Raw genomic sequence first — 14,561 nt, forward strand, 5'->3', positions numbered from 1 at the left:
CTTAGACTAGCTAAGTGATTGGGGCTTCGTTTACTTGCCGCCTTACTGCAGCTTCAATTACTTTGGGTATATTATGTTATTTTAGCAGGGGCTTTAAAAAGTGAGCAGTATGAGAGCCTTTCACTTTGGCTACTTGTTCTGGTGTGCCACAAGCGACGATTTCACCACCGCCGCTACCGCCTTCAGGGCCTAAATCTATAATCCAATCAGCCGTTTTTATGACATCTAAATTATGCTCAATGACGACAACAGTATTACCGTGATCTCTTAAACGATGTAGTACCGTTAGCAGTTGCTGAATATCGTGAAAGTGCAATCCAGTTGTTGGTTCATCTAAAATATACAGTGTTTTCCCTGTATCTCGTTTTGATAGTTCCTTCGCCAATTTTACGCGTTGCGCTTCACCACCTGATAAGGTTGTAGCTGCTTGGCCTAAGCGAATATAAGATAAACCAACATCTATTAAGGTTTTCAGTTTTCGGGCAATAACTGGAACGGGTTCAAAAAATTGGTAAGCATCCTCTACCGTCATATCTAACACTTCATCAATGCTTTTTCCTTTATATTTCGCTTCTAGCGTTTCACGGTTATAGCGCTTTCCTTTACAAGCATCACAAGGTACATAAACATCGGGTAAAAAGTGCATTTCGACTTTAATGACGCCGTCACCTTGGCAAGCTTCACAACGACCGCCTCTAACATTAAAACTAAAGCGTCCCGGTTTATAACCACGTGAACGAGATTCTTGAGTACCCGCAAATAACTCTCGGATCGGAGTGAAAATACCAGTATAAGTCGCGGGGTTAGACCGTGGCGTTCGGCCTATTGGGCTTTGGTTTATATCGATCACTTTGTCAAAATGCTCTAAGCCTATGATTTTTTTATAAGGTGCGGCTTCTGCTGTAGTGGCTCCGTTTAAGCGAGCATGAGCAATTTTAAAAAAAGTATCATTAATTAATGTCGATTTTCCCGAACCGGAAACGCCAGTGACACAAGTAAATAAGCCAACAGGAATAGATACGTCTACATTTTGTAAGTTGTTGCCTGTCGCTCCAAGTAACTCAACGGTTTTCTTTTTATCCATTGGAGTACGTTTTTTCGGGATTTCTATGGCTTTTGCTCCGCTGAGATATTGTCCAGTTAAAGACTCTGGGCTGTTTAAAATATCTTGCATGGTACCTTCGGCAATAACGTGCCCACCATGAATGCCAGCACCCGGACCAATATCAATCACATAATCAGCAGCGCGGATCGCATCTTCATCATGTTCAACCACGATGACGGTATTACCGAGATCGCGTAAGTGAATTAAGGTTTTGAGTAAACGTTCATTATCTCTTTGATGTAAGCCAATAGAAGGCTCATCTAAGACGTACATAACGCCAACTAATCCTGCGCCAATTTGACTAGCTAAGCGGATACGTTGAGCTTCACCACCAGACAGTGTTTCGGCGCTCCGAGATAAGTTGAGATAGTTCAGACCGACATTAATTAAGAAACTTAAACGATCATTGATTTCTTTTAATATTTTTTCTGCGATTTGAGCACGTTGCCCGGTTAATGCTAATTGTTCGAAGAAGACGAGCGATTCATTAATACTCATTTCGACTATTTGCGGTAAGGTCGTTTGACCTATAAATACATGGCGAGCTTCCGTTTTAAGGCGAGCGCCACCGCAACTTGAGCAGGTTTTATTTGAAATATATTTGGCTAAATCTTCTCTGACAGAACTTGATTCCGTTTCATGATAACGACGATTGAGGTTGTTGAGTATCCCTTCAAATGGGTGACGTTTAACTCGAATATCACCGCGATCATTGACGTACTTGAACTCGATCTCTTCCTTTTTAGAACCATTTAATACGACATCTCGAATTTTTTTAGGCAACTGGTTAAAAGGGTGCTTTAAATCGAACTCATAATGTTCAGCGAGAGCATTGAGCATTTGGAAGTAGTAGAAGTTCTTTTTATCCCAACCACGAATCGCGCCATTGGCAAGGCTTAAACTTTCATCTTGGATCACTCGTTCAGCATCAAAAAATTGTTGTACACCTAATCCATCGCAAGTCTCACAGGCTCCGGCTGGATTGTTAAATGAAAATAAACGAGGCTCTAGTTCTCTCATGCTATAACCACAATGAGAACAAGCAAAATTAGCTGAAAAGATAGTGTCTTCCTGGCTATTATCATCCATCCAGCTAATCGTTGCGGTTCCTCCCGATAATTCTAATGCAGTTTCAAAAGATTCTGCTAGTCGTTGCTGGATCCCATCTCGAACTTTAAAGCGGTCGACAACGACTTCGATAGTGTGTTTTTTATGTAACTCGAGTGTGGGAGGATCGGATAGATCGCAGGTTTCACCATCAATTCTGGCGCGAATGAAGCCTTGAGCGGCTAAATTTTGTAAGGTCTTAACGTGTTCGCCTTTGCGCTCTTTAATGATTGGTGCCAGCAACATTAGCTTAGAGCCTTCAGGCATTTCGAGTACTTTATCAACCATTTGTGAAATGGTTTGCGCTGCTAATGGAGTATCATGTTCAGGACAACGAGGTTCACCCACACGTGCGTAAAGTAAGCGAAGATAATCATAGATCTCCGTAATAGTCCCGACGGTTGAACGTGGGTTATGAGAGGTTGATTTTTGTTCGATTGAAATCGCTGGTGATAAACCTTCAATATGATCTACATCCGGCTTTTCCATCAAAGATAAAAATTGGCGGGCATAAGCTGAAAGTGATTCTACATAACGACGCTGTCCCTCTGCATATAAGGTATCAAAAGCAAGGGACGATTTACCTGAGCCGGATAAACCAGTAATAACAATCAGCTTATCTCTAGGGATTGTGAGATCTATATTTTTTAGGTTATGGGTTCGGGCACCACGAATTTCGATCGTTTCCATGCTTTATGCTCTCATTAGTAGAATGGGTATAGTCGTCTTACTTGAAGATGCAGCTTTGTTGGTAGCGTCCGCTCACTCCAATCACTTGTTGTTTCATTACTTTGAGTAGAAGTATTACATAGCTAGTAGAAAGAGAAAATAAAATCCTGTATAAAAAAACAGTAAAAAGCCGTAACAGCAAGTGCATGTTACGGCTTAACGTTATTTATGAGGTGAGGTTACTTCTTATTGGTTTTAGTATCATTGCTTTTTAAATAAAGGTTCTCATAGCAATAGTTGGTTGCTTCAATGTAGCCTTCAACGCTACCACAATCAAAGCGACGACCTTTAAATTTATACGCTAATACGCAGCCTGATTTAGCCTGTTTTAAAAGAGCATCGGTGATCTGAATTTCACCACCTTTACCTGGTTCGGTGTTTTCAATTAGCTCAAAAATATCTGGAGTAAGTATATAGCGGCCAATAATAGCAAGGTTGCTTGGCTCTGTACCAGGCTCTGGTTTTTCAACCATATCATCAACTCGGTAAAGATCGTCTTTAATCATTTCACCCGCAATAACACCATATTTATAGGCTTCTTCTTTTGGGACTTCTTGAACCGCCACAATGGTACAGCGAAATTGTTTATACAGTGCCACCATTTGTGACAGTACACCTTGCTCAGGATTAACACATAGATCATCTGCTAACACGACAGCAAAAGGTTCATCACCGACTAATTCACGACCGGTTAGGATTGCATGACCTAAGCCTTTCATTTCTCGTTGGCGAGTATAAGTAAAGTTAGCACTATCAATCGTGTCACGAATATTGATCAACAGATCTTCTTTGTTGGTGCCACTAATTTGGTGTTCTAATTCGTAATTTTTATCAAAGTGATCCGTTAATGAATGTTTTCCACGACCTGTAACGATACACATACCAGTCATACCAGCTTGAATGGCTTCTTCAACACCATATTCAATTAATGGTTTGTTTACGATTGGCATCATTTCTTTTGGCATTGATTTAGTTGCAGGTAAGAAGCGAGTTCCGTATCCAGCAGCGGGAAATAGACATTTTTTGATCATGACTTAACCTTGTAGAGATTAAAATAATAAGTGTAGTTTAATGGGGGTTAACATAGCATTGTTTAAGTCATGAAAACAAATATTGTTGTTATTTAGCATGTCAATAAAGCCCCTCAAATCATTGAACTAAAAGTCGATGAGATTGATTTTAGATTAAGGTTATAAATATAGCTGAGCCCAATTCATTGCTTGCCTACGATTGTTGACATTAAGCTTTTTAAATATTCGATACAGGTGAGATTTAATAGTGTGCTCACTGACAAATAATGTATCGGCGATGTCGAGGTTACTTTGCCCGATTTGTAAGTGAGTGAGGATTTCTAATTCTCGCCGTGTTAATGCTAACTTTACAGCAATCAAGCTATGGTCATTTGATTGAGTTATACCCTGCCAATATTGAAATAGATCGCTGAGGAGGTGGCGTGGTAAACGATTTTGTCCTTTATCTATTTCAATGAGCTCTATCAATATATCATCGGTATTCGCGTCTATTGAGAAGTAACCAGAAAGATTCTTCCATTGAGATATTAATAGCAAGTTATCTTGTTTGGGAGCATGGAAAAATATGGATGCATAAGATTTTCTTACTAGTATGTGATTTTGAAACTCAAATAGTTCCTCTTCAGAAAAATGACCATCAACGAGTATTAAATACTTATGCTGACTGTTATGCATATAAACCATGTTTTTTAGATTTAGTAATTGAAAATCAAAATATGAGGACTGTTTTAACTGCTGAAAAAATGGGTGTGTTTCAGATATAAATGGAGATAGCAGGTAAACGGTTGTTTGTGATGACGTTATCATTACTTTACGTGACCTAATTGAATGGAACAGCAGAACGATAGAAAGTTTTATTTTAAGCAGTTTGAACTTTTATTATGTGGTTTTTTAATGTAAATACCTCTCTATTCTTAACAATGAGATAAAATACATCACCATAAAAATAGATCGTTAGTTGCCTTGTGATTTTCAAAAAATAATATGATAAATGTGTGGTGATCTTCTCTATGAATTCAATTCTAACCTTACAGTTAGTCGCTTGAGTGTATAAAGACCGATAAATGTAGCCTGTTTTACATTAGATGCTGATGGTTTCAATTACGTTGGGTATAGGAATAAATCATGATATAATTTTAGGCTATTTGAAACACATGAGACGGAGCAGAGCATGGCTAGCCGCGGAATAAATAAAGTAATATTAGTTGGGAACTTAGGGACTGATCCTGAGATTCGTTATTTACCAAGTGGTGGCGCAGTTGCCAATATTACCATTGCGACTTCAGAGTCTTGGAGAGATAAAGCAACGGGCGAACAGCGTGAAAAAACAGAATGGCACCGTGTTGCATTGTTTGGCAAGTTAGCAGAAGTCGCTGGTGAGTACTTACGTAAAGGTTCTCAAGTTTACGTTGAAGGCCAATTACAAACTCGTAAATGGCAAGACCAAAGTGGTCAAGATCGTTTTACCACAGAAGTTGTTGTTCAAGGTTTTAATGGTGTAATGCAAATGCTTGGTGGCCGTGCGCAAGGTGCAAGTTCGCCAGCAGCGGGTGGTCAGCAGCAACAAAGTGGTAATTGGGGACAACCTCAACAACCTCAGCAGCAATCTCAACAACAAGCAGCTCCAAGGGTACAACAGCAAGCACCGCAGCAAGCTCAGCCTCAATATAATGAACCGCCAATGGATTTTGATGACGACATTCCATTTTGAACTAAGACAAAATAAAAAATGTTGAAAAATACACTAAAGGCCGCTAATAGCGGCCTTTTCTTTTATTGGCTGAAAAAAAAGTGTTTATTTTTTAGGTTGTGCGTGTATATTATTAACTTACAAGTTTTTATGTTGATTTTTGGATTGGGTATGAAGATTGAGATAAAGAAGTTTATGAGCGGTGAGCGTTATGTCTTTTTACTAGACGATGACGGCATGCCTGATTTTTGGGTAACGCACTTTGTCACTAATAAACTCAGGAAGAATTTAACAACATCTTCAATTCAACAGTATCTAAAGTCCATCAAACACTTAAAACTTTGGGAAAGTATAAATGGCAGAGATCTGCTTGAAGAAATTTACAATGGAGCCATTCCAACCCTTGATGATATCAATGCTCTGAAAGAGCATTGTAGCTATCGAGCTAGCGTCTTCAAAAATCAGATTAAAACAAATGTTACCGATATGGGCAAATTTCATCTTTCTAAATCAAAAGATAAGCCCACCGTCACAAAGTCTCAGTATATCTCTCGTATGGCTCACATTACTGAATATCTCCACTTTTGTGGTAAAGAGCGAGTTAAGAAGAAACCGTCTGCTTCGCAGTTATCTGATGCGCTTGATTTAATGAAGACGCAGCTAAAAAGCGACATGCCAAAGGATCGTTTAAAAAGCAAACAAATGGCTTTAGATAAATCAGGGATACCAGATGATGTATTTGAAGATTTTGTTGCCGTCGCTAAACCCAACTCTGAGCACAATCCCTTTAGTAACTCTGTCATTCGGTTTCGAAATTACCTCATCGTTCAAATCTTGTATGAAACGGGATTTAGACGCAGTGAACTAGCAGCTCTAAGAATTGGTGACATCGGTACTGACACTGACAACCCCACCTTATCAGTTGTACGCAGACATAATAGTAAAGAAGATCCTCGTTTAGATGAGCCTACAGCGAAGACGCTTGGTAGAGCCGTCCCAATCTCGAAAGAACTGAGAGATTTACTAAATACCTACGTTAGAACACATCGTTTTCAGACAAAGGCGGCCAAAAAACATCCATTTATATTTGTCTCTCACAAAGCCAAAAGTGGAAGCTATGAATCAGGTCAACCGCTGGTAAAACAAACGATAAACGATATTTTTAATCGTATTCGCAAGGTTAATTTTGAACGTTTTTGGGGGATCACGCCACACAGCTTTAGGCATTATTTCAACCATCTGCTATCCAAATGTATTGACCAAGAAAAAAAAGCGGTTGAAGAAGAAGTGAAGCGATTGGAAGCCGAAGGGAAGCCCCAAGCAGCCAAACTATATGCAGATGAAAATAAAATCACCGAAGCGCGTGAGCTAGAGATTAGAGCTGAGAAGAATGGACATTCCGACCTAAACTCTGGCAGACCTTACTTGAAACGAACAGTTATAGAACAAGCCAATAAGATGCGGAGAAAGATGCATGAAAATTTAAAACATAAGTCTGAAGTAGGTGTTTATGGCTATTAATACGAAAAAAAACAGTGATTATAGAGATATAAAGTCAAAGACAGACAAGCGACTAAGTAAAGCTAACTATGAGTTTGACGTTTATTCTGATAATTGGCAGTTGGATACCAATGTGCGTTTGAATTTGACTCTTTTAGAACCATTAAGTCTTACTCCTAAGTTTTCTGAGTGTTTCAGACTTGCTTTAGCGGACTACGCTGCTGAGTTTTCATCTTCTTACACGTCCAATATTTTTCGAGAGTGTCGTGCTCTCTTTGCTTTTGGTGTGACAAATAAAATCGGTGAGAAGCACGTCGTCAATTTTAAGAGCAGCTTGACTAAAAACACAGAATACAAGCTAGGGAGTATCCGTGCTTTTTTGCTTGATTGGCATGACAAGGAAATCTACGGTGTTGATAAGAAAGTTGTTGGCTTGCTCTCAGCGCTCAAAATTTCAGGAAATGAAAAAGGGAAAGCGGTTGCACTTGGTTGCCCGTTTAGCGGTGCTTATACACTGGAGGAGCAATCCGCATTCATTACGTGGTACGTAGATGCATTTACAGAGCAGCTCATTTCATTATATGACTATGCATTTATCATGGCATTGCAGTACACAGGTGCTCGGTCTCTTCAATTAACCCATCTGTATTATGAGGATCTACTCACAAGAACAGAGGCTGGCATTGAGCACTTTGATTTACGAATACCTAACGCCAAAAAACGTAATGAAACGTTTAGAGGGTCTTACCAAATCAAAAAAGATGTGAGTGAAGACCTAATATTGGTGCTGACTGCACAGGCAAAACAATCAATAAAAATGGTTGAAGAATATTTCAACGTTAGCCTTACTAGTCAGCAGAAAAAGCATATCCCCATTTTTATTAATGAGCGAGAGATATCGAATCTCACTGACTTTAGTGCATTCGAAGAAATACAACAGAAAACGCCTGATTTATTGTGCTTACGGACGAGAGGTGCAAATCCATCAGTAGGGGAAATAACACGAAGATTAGCTCGGCTTTGCCCCTTAAAAACAACCCGAATTAAAGTGGGTGGGGATTATGGAGATTTGCATATTAATCCACGTCGATTTCGTTACACTCATGCGACGAACATGTCTATGCTTGGAGCCAGCGAGCATACGATAGCTGAGGAGTTAGGGCATGAAGATACTCAACAGGTCACCGTGTATACCGAGTTTAATGAAGAGATGGCGGATAGAATCGACGAGGCGCTAGCTACCGATCTTACCCCATTAGCTCAAGCTTTTTCTGGCACGTTAACAGACAGTGAAAAAGACGCAATTCGAGCTAACGATCCCCGAAGCAGAATTAATAATGACGAAGGCAACCCTTTAGGAAATTGTGGAACATTTGGCTTTTGTGCTAATGGCTCTGTGCATTGCTACACATGCAATAAATTTCAACCTTGGTTAAATGCTCCTCATGAGAAAATGCTGAAAAGCGTCGTTTTGAAACGAGATCGAAAGCGTGAAATGGGAGCCAGTGAGTTTGTTTTGCAAGGACATAACCGCAGTATCAATGCTATTAAGGCGGTCATTCTAAAGTGCAACGCAAGAAAGCAAGAGTTAGAAAATGAAGGAGCCTTAAATGTCTAATGTTTTGCTGTTTACTCCTAAGCATCAAATTGATTTTCAAAAGAATTATGATGATTTTATCGCTTTTGCAAAAAATGACCTGAGTCTGTTTGAAGACATTCAGTTCAAAACCCCTGAAGGCATTATTCAGAATGGCTGGGAATGTGATAAGTGGTCGTGGAAGACGGAAAAAGGAAAAAAGCTGACGATTGTTTTTGGAGCAAGTCAGAATCATTCAAAATATACACCTTTCCAGCCTCCTTTTTCTGACTTTGCGAAAGCATATGTTCGCTACCAGCAATCGCTTAACAAGAAAGATTCAACTACTTGGGCTTCATCACTTGTATTCCTCTATCAAGCATTAGAAGAGCACGCTGCTCACAATGATAAATCTTCAGTTGATATAATGAACATCAACAATAATGTGATTGATCGCGTAGAGCAGAAGATACGGAGCAGTGATTTAGGCGCTGGCGGCAAACGCAATATCGGCCTTTCGTTCGAAAGGGTATTGAAATTCATCAAAGAAAAGCGATTTAAACTAGATCTACAAGATTGGTCGAACCCGTTTCCTCGTCAATCTGACGCGAGCATAAAACTAGACGAAAAAAGTCGCAAGGAAATGGAAGATAAATGCCCGTCAGATTATCAGATGTTGCAAGTAGCAGACGCTTTTCATAAAGCGAAGACACCACGCCAGAAGTATTTTAGTAGTCTTTGCGTTATGTTGATGTGCCAGCCCAGCCGAAATACCGAATTGAATGGTTTGACTGTCAATTCATTACAGCGAAGTGATAAAGGTCGTTGGTACTTGATGTGGCATCCTGCCAAAGGGGGAGATCCCGTGCGAAAGTGGGTGCCAGCTTTGCTAGAAGACGTTGTTAAACAAGCTTTTGAAAGACTTGTTGAGATTTCTGCTCCAGCCAGATCTGCTGCAAAATTTGCGTACGACAATCCTGATCTGTTCATGTTGGCTAGTGACTCAGAAAGCTCCCAAGACAAGCCTTTGACATATAATCAGTTCGCGAAAGCAATGGGATTTAAAACAGGTAAATCAGGAAGAGGAGTCAACATTACTTGGACTACATATGGAAGCAACGTCAAATGGTTAAATCGTTTAATTAGTGACTTGAATAATGTGAACAACTGGAAAAAGGATTTGTGTCAAGGATACACCATTCTCCCAAACAATGAGGTCGTCAATAAGCGCACAGGTAAGTCAGCAGGAATCGTCATTCGATTTCCTAGTTACAGGGATCTCCGTTCTATTATTGATGAACAATATAAGACGCTGGATTTCCCTAATTATGGCGATATGAAAGTATGGGATTGCATCACATTAGTCAGGAATTATGAATTTCACAAGGAATTCGCGGCTAAGCCCTTCTCATGGGTTCATCTTGGGCATGGTTCTCTGAGTGATGCTATCGGCTCTGACAGAGGCTTAGAATCAATTTTTGATGAGCTGGGTATCACAGATGAAGATGGGACACCTCTCAAGCTAAATAGTCACCAATTTCGTCACTGGTTAAACACGAAATTAAAGTTAGCAGGTGAAGCTGATTGGCTTATCGCCAAATGGTCAGGGCGAGCTGATATCAAGCAAAACAAAGCTTACGACGGACGAACTGAAAAGCAAAAGTCACGTCTAACTCAGCGTATTGGGCATGTTACGATTGGATCTGGTGTCATGACTGTTGCTCAAGCTAACCAGTTGTTAGAACCTTACACTGCTGAAGCGCCGCCACCGCCAATAGTTTTACATGACCTTGGACTCCCCATCTCACTGAAAGCTCTTGGGGTTGATAGGGATGGTGTTGCTCAGTTCACAGGGTTAGGCTTCTGTGTTCACAATTATGCCGAAAGTCCATGTGTTAAAAATGGTGACTGTGAGGTCTGTAATGAACATGTTTGCCTTAAAGGTGTACCTCACTCTCTTGATGAGTTAAAAACTCTTGAAGCGCTATATGAAGAGCAATTGAGGCATGCGAAAGCCGCCGCAGAAGGTCAGGTTTTTGGAGCGGATAGATGGGTTACAGCTCTGGGCTTTCGCTTGTCTAAGATAAAAACACTCATTTTTCTTCTTGAAGATCCAAAAAAAGCGGATGGCACACACGTTAGAATACCTGATGAGCTATCACCCTCTCCTGTGAAGCGCTCACTGAACATAAATGAACAAAGCGCTATCCAAGGGTTTGATCTTATGGCTTTAGCACTATCTGATATGAGGGAGGCATAATGGCTTTTGTTCCAGATAACAAAGAAACGATACTGGCTATCATCGATGGGTGGACTGGCAAACTTAGTTATGAGCTTTTAGCTGAGAAGTTACAGTTAGAACTTGGCCTAAAAAAGCCGCCATCACGTTTCACATTCACCAAGTATGATGAAATTAAGCATGCTTTTGATTTGAAGAAAGAGCAGCTAAGGCAAAAGAAATCAGAAGCTATCCAAGATGCCAAGTCGTTGTTCGAAAGTACTGACAAATTAAGTGATCTTATCTCTAATCTAGGGAATGATGACGTAGCGATTGCTGAATTAATCAAGCAAGTAGAAAAACTTGAAAAAGAGAATGAAAGGCTTAGTTCAGAAAATAAAAGGCTTAATTCTCAAAATGATATGTTGCTTGAAAGATTTGCGAGATGGCAATACAACCTTCAGAAGATGGATGGCGTCGATCTCAATAAGTTGGCTTCTACAATTGATGATGGTCTGCCTGCCAAGTCCAAATAAGGCGTACTTATACAACTAGTTTGTACTAATTCACTTCTGGCTTGACAGATGCCCCTCTTCGTTATAAAGGGGGCATCTTATTGAAATAATTGCAAATAGTTAAGGCGTGTCCGTCAGTACAGTTCAGCTATGCATCTTGCATCAAGTCCCAAAATTCACTGTCTAACTTTTTAATTTCTATGACCTTTTCAACTTGCATTCCCAAGTTAAAATCATAAATGTATTGCGCTAGTTGCTGACCATCGATCAAAACCAGTGCAGTAGTGCCATTCAAGTTATTGGCATACTCTTGAGCACTTTTTGTATAAGATGAGGTGGTAATGAAAATCCCTTTGTTCGATTGAGCTACAGCTAACGCACCGACAAATTTCTGAATTTCGTCTCGACTTGGTAGCGATAACACGGTTTGTCACTTATTTTTAGGTCAGCATCATCGCAACAAGGGCATGTGTTTTGGGGTAATAATCAACAACCGTATCGGATTCTTTTAGTTCTGAGAGGTGTCGTTTATGCCCTTCGTGACCTTGTTTAGCTCTTCTCGGATTGCGAGCACTAGAGCTTTGAGCTTTTTTCGTTCAACCCGCTCAGTGTGCCCATCTGATGATGGTGATTTAGAGGAATTAGTGCTACTAGTTTTTAGCCTATCTTCGTAATGGCGCAACTGTTCCCATAACTCGGATATCAACGCATTAGCTTCGTTGATGTTCGAGACAATAGGTGGTGAGGATGAGAATTTGGATTTTTTCTTAGTCATGTAGTCATCATGAACGCTAGGAATGATCACTTAATAAGCAAAATGAGATCCAGTGCGAATGGTCATAGTTTTTAACTGTCAATACGGTGCTGGTGAACGGTTACCTAAAGGGAACGCCAACGCACATTTCCTATTCACTGCGATATCTCGTGGGTGAACAATTACGTACATTAAGCTTAAGAAATTATAATGCCCAATTAGGAGAGAATTACGCCGTAATAAAAGCATTAAATAAACTGACGGGTTAGGTATGCCTGAAACGATAGTGATAGTCTAACAATTAGTTGTATTAGGCACATTTTTACGTGCATTCGAATTAGGAAACCACGCCGATAGGAAATGCATCTTGGCTTAAGAATTTAGCCCAGATGCATTCTAACTGATACCAATTCGAAAGGTTGCATATTTCGGAGCATTCCGATCAGTCATTTCGGGATTATCCGATCACCCATTTCGGTTTAAACCGATCACTGATTCCGCGATTATCCGATCACTTTTAGCCTAACTCCGAAATCGGTGATCGGAATAGCGAAAACCGCGATCGGAATACCCGAAATCCTTCCTTTTTCTCTTTTAAATCAATCACTCGCTATTCTTTACTTCTTAAACAAGAACGTAAGGAAGCGACCATGGCTAAAAAGAGAACTCCAATGAACAAAATTAAAGAGGTATTACGCCTTAAGTACGACTGCGGTCTCTCAAATCGCAGCATCGCTTCCTGCCTGAAACTCGGCCCTTCCACCATCTCGGAACTCCTCACTCGCTTTAAACAAAGCCAACTTGGCTGGCCTCTACCCGAAGGTTGCAGCGATGCTGATCTCACGCAGGCGCTATATCACGGCAAGAAAGCCAGTCGCGATAAGGTGATGCCAGACTTTACGCAATACGCTGTCGAACTCAGACGCAAAGGCATGACGAAGATGCTGCTCTGGCAGGAATATCATGAGCAATATCAAGAGCAAGCCTACGCTTACACTCAGTTCTGTGAACACTTCACTCGTTGGTTCAAAACCCAAAAGCGCAGTATGCGTCAGCTCCATGTGGCAGGTGATAAGCTGTTTATCGATTACTGTGGGCCTCGGCTTCAGGTAGTCAATCCTGACACAGGCGAAGTGCGCGAAGCAGAAGTGTTCGTAGCAAGCTTAGGCGCGTCCAACTACACTTATGTGGAAGCCTTCCCCAGCCAAGGGAAGTCTTACTGGTTAGAGGCGCATGCCAATGCCTTCGAGCACTTCGGTGGCGTCCCCCATCTCTTGGTCCCCGATAATCTACGCAGCGCGGTCACCAAAGCGAATCGTTATGAGCCGACACTGAACGACAGCTATCAGAAACTGGCGAATCACTATCAAACCGCCGTAATGCCAGCTCGCCCCTACAAACCGAAAGACAAAGCCAAGGCAGAGAATGCCGTGCTCCTAGTGGAACGTTGGATCATGATGCGACTTCGCCATCAAACCTTCCATACCTTCAAAGAGCTGAACCTCGCCATCCGTGAGCTTATGAATGACTTAAACGAACGTGAGATGAAGCAGTATGGTGCGAGCCGCAAAGCACTGTTCGACAAACTCGATAAACCCGCGTTAAAGCCACTTCCTAAGCAGCGATATCTCTATACCGAAACCAAGCGAGCCAAAGTTGGGCCTGATTATCACATCGAATATCGCCGTCACTACTACTCGGTTCCCCATCAACTGGTTGGCCACCATGTCGAGCTGGAAGCCTCCAACCGTCTGGTGCAGATCTACCACCAAGGTAACTTGATCGCGCAACATCCACGCAGCCAAAGGAAACGTGGAAACAGCACTCAACCAGAGCACATGCCGAGTAACCATCAACATCAAAAGTGGTCGCCTGGACGCTTGCTCAACTGGGGAGCCAATATCGGCCCAGCCACACGAGAGGTCGTCAATAAGATGCTGAACGCCAAACCTCATCCAGAGCAGGCCTATCGTTCCTGTCTTGGGCTGCTCAATCTGAGTAAAACCCATGGCGAGTCGCGCCTAGAACAAGCCTGTAAAGATGCGCTGATGCTGACGAAACCGAACTACACCTTCATCAATAATCTGCTGAAAAACAATCGCGAGGGGCAATTGAATAAAGACACCTCAAGCACACCGAACCTTGTTCACAGCAATGTTCGTGGCCCGAACGGTTATCACTAGGAGAAAGGATATGAACGCACTGAACGACCAACTCAAAACCCTGCGCTTAAGTGTCACCACCAGTGCAAAAATGATCCACTAACACCAATTGAAAATTGATCCACTTGGTATCATTCAGTTTTAACAAAACTGGATGGTGATTATGTTAACCAA

11 protein-coding genes and 1 pseudogene are annotated in these 14,561 nt (G+C 41.2%); 7 read left to right on the forward strand and 5 right to left on the reverse strand.

Going from position 1 to position 14,561, the window contains the following annotated elements; translation table 11 throughout:
* Nucleotides 1-76: 76 nt before the first annotated feature.
* The 3 genes from uvrA to HC725_RS06035 all read right to left on the reverse strand — a co-directional run bounded on the left by uvrA (nt 77) and on the right by HC725_RS06035 (nt 4,647).
* Nucleotides 77-2,902 carry an excinuclease ABC subunit UvrA gene (uvrA, locus tag HC725_RS06025; RefSeq protein ID WP_190330889.1) on the reverse strand — a complete coding sequence of 942 codons (2,826 nt, stop codon included), beginning with the start codon at nt 2,900-2,902 and terminating at the stop codon, nt 77-79.
* Between the two features lie 218 nt (nt 2,903-3,120).
* Nucleotides 3,121-3,972, reverse strand: coding sequence for a UTP--glucose-1-phosphate uridylyltransferase GalU (galU, locus tag HC725_RS06030; RefSeq protein ID WP_190330891.1), 852 nt, complete (start codon nt 3,970-3,972; stop codon nt 3,121-3,123).
* Nucleotides 3,973-4,131: 159 nt separating this feature from the next.
* Nucleotides 4,132-4,647, reverse strand: coding sequence for a helix-turn-helix transcriptional regulator (locus HC725_RS06035; RefSeq protein WP_190330892.1), 516 nt, complete (start codon nt 4,645-4,647; stop codon nt 4,132-4,134).
* Nucleotides 4,648-5,143: 496 nt separating this feature from the next.
* On the opposite strand from HC725_RS06035, the gene HC725_RS06040 reads away from it, so the two are divergent.
* The 5 genes from HC725_RS06040 to HC725_RS06060 all read left to right on the forward strand — a co-directional run bounded on the left by HC725_RS06040 (nt 5,144) and on the right by HC725_RS06060 (nt 11,492).
* Entirely contained in the window at nt 5,144-5,683 is a 540-nt protein-coding gene (locus HC725_RS06040; protein WP_190330893.1) for a single-stranded DNA-binding protein, read from the forward strand.
* Between the two features lie 102 nt (nt 5,684-5,785).
* Nucleotides 5,786-7,183 carry a tyrosine-type recombinase/integrase gene (locus HC725_RS06045; RefSeq protein WP_342365928.1) on the forward strand — a complete coding sequence of 466 codons (1,398 nt, stop codon included), beginning with the start codon at nt 5,786-5,788 and terminating at the stop codon, nt 7,181-7,183.
* Entirely contained in the window at nt 7,173-8,780 is a 1,608-nt protein-coding gene (locus HC725_RS06050; protein ID WP_190330895.1) for a site-specific integrase, read from the forward strand. The genes HC725_RS06045 and HC725_RS06050 overlap by 11 nt, the downstream gene beginning before the upstream one ends.
* Nucleotides 8,773-10,998, forward strand: a complete 2,226-nt coding sequence (locus HC725_RS06055; RefSeq protein WP_190330896.1) for a hypothetical protein — start codon at nt 8,773-8,775, stop codon at nt 10,996-10,998. The genes HC725_RS06050 and HC725_RS06055 overlap by 8 nt, the downstream gene beginning before the upstream one ends.
* On the forward strand, nt 10,998-11,492 hold the full coding sequence (locus tag HC725_RS06060) for a hypothetical protein (protein WP_190330898.1): 495 nt from the start codon (nt 10,998-11,000) through the stop codon (nt 11,490-11,492). The genes HC725_RS06055 and HC725_RS06060 overlap by 1 nt, the downstream gene beginning before the upstream one ends.
* Nucleotides 11,493-11,619: 127 nt before the next feature.
* Here HC725_RS06060 and HC725_RS06065 read toward each other — a convergent pair whose 3' ends face one another.
* Both HC725_RS06065 and HC725_RS06070 read right to left on the reverse strand, forming a co-directional pair.
* Nucleotides 11,620-11,895 carry a restriction endonuclease gene (locus HC725_RS06065; RefSeq protein ID WP_203219067.1) on the reverse strand — a complete coding sequence of 92 codons (276 nt, stop codon included), beginning with the start codon at nt 11,893-11,895 and terminating at the stop codon, nt 11,620-11,622.
* An 84-nt stretch (nt 11,896-11,979) separates the two neighbouring features.
* Nucleotides 11,980-12,246: a DUF6444 domain-containing protein gene (locus HC725_RS06070; RefSeq protein ID WP_446751350.1), complete on the reverse strand. Its 267-nt coding sequence runs from the start codon at nt 12,244-12,246 to the stop codon at nt 11,980-11,982.
* Nucleotides 12,247-12,416: 170 nt separating this feature from the next.
* Here HC725_RS06070 and HC725_RS16895 point away from each other — a divergent pair.
* Both HC725_RS16895 and istA read left to right on the forward strand, forming a co-directional pair.
* Nucleotides 12,417-12,523 (forward strand): annotated as a pseudogene (locus tag HC725_RS16895) (IS5/IS1182 family transposase); the annotation flags it as partial.
* A gap of 352 nt (nt 12,524-12,875) precedes the next feature.
* Nucleotides 12,876-14,408 carry an IS21 family transposase gene (gene istA / locus HC725_RS06080; RefSeq protein WP_190330900.1) on the forward strand — a complete coding sequence of 511 codons (1,533 nt, stop codon included), beginning with the start codon at nt 12,876-12,878 and terminating at the stop codon, nt 14,406-14,408.
* Nucleotides 14,409-14,561: the final 153 nt, after the last annotated feature.

Source organism: Vibrio sp. S17_S38 (assembly GCF_014694375.1).
Lineage (GTDB): Bacteria > Pseudomonadota > Gammaproteobacteria > Enterobacterales > Vibrionaceae > Vibrio.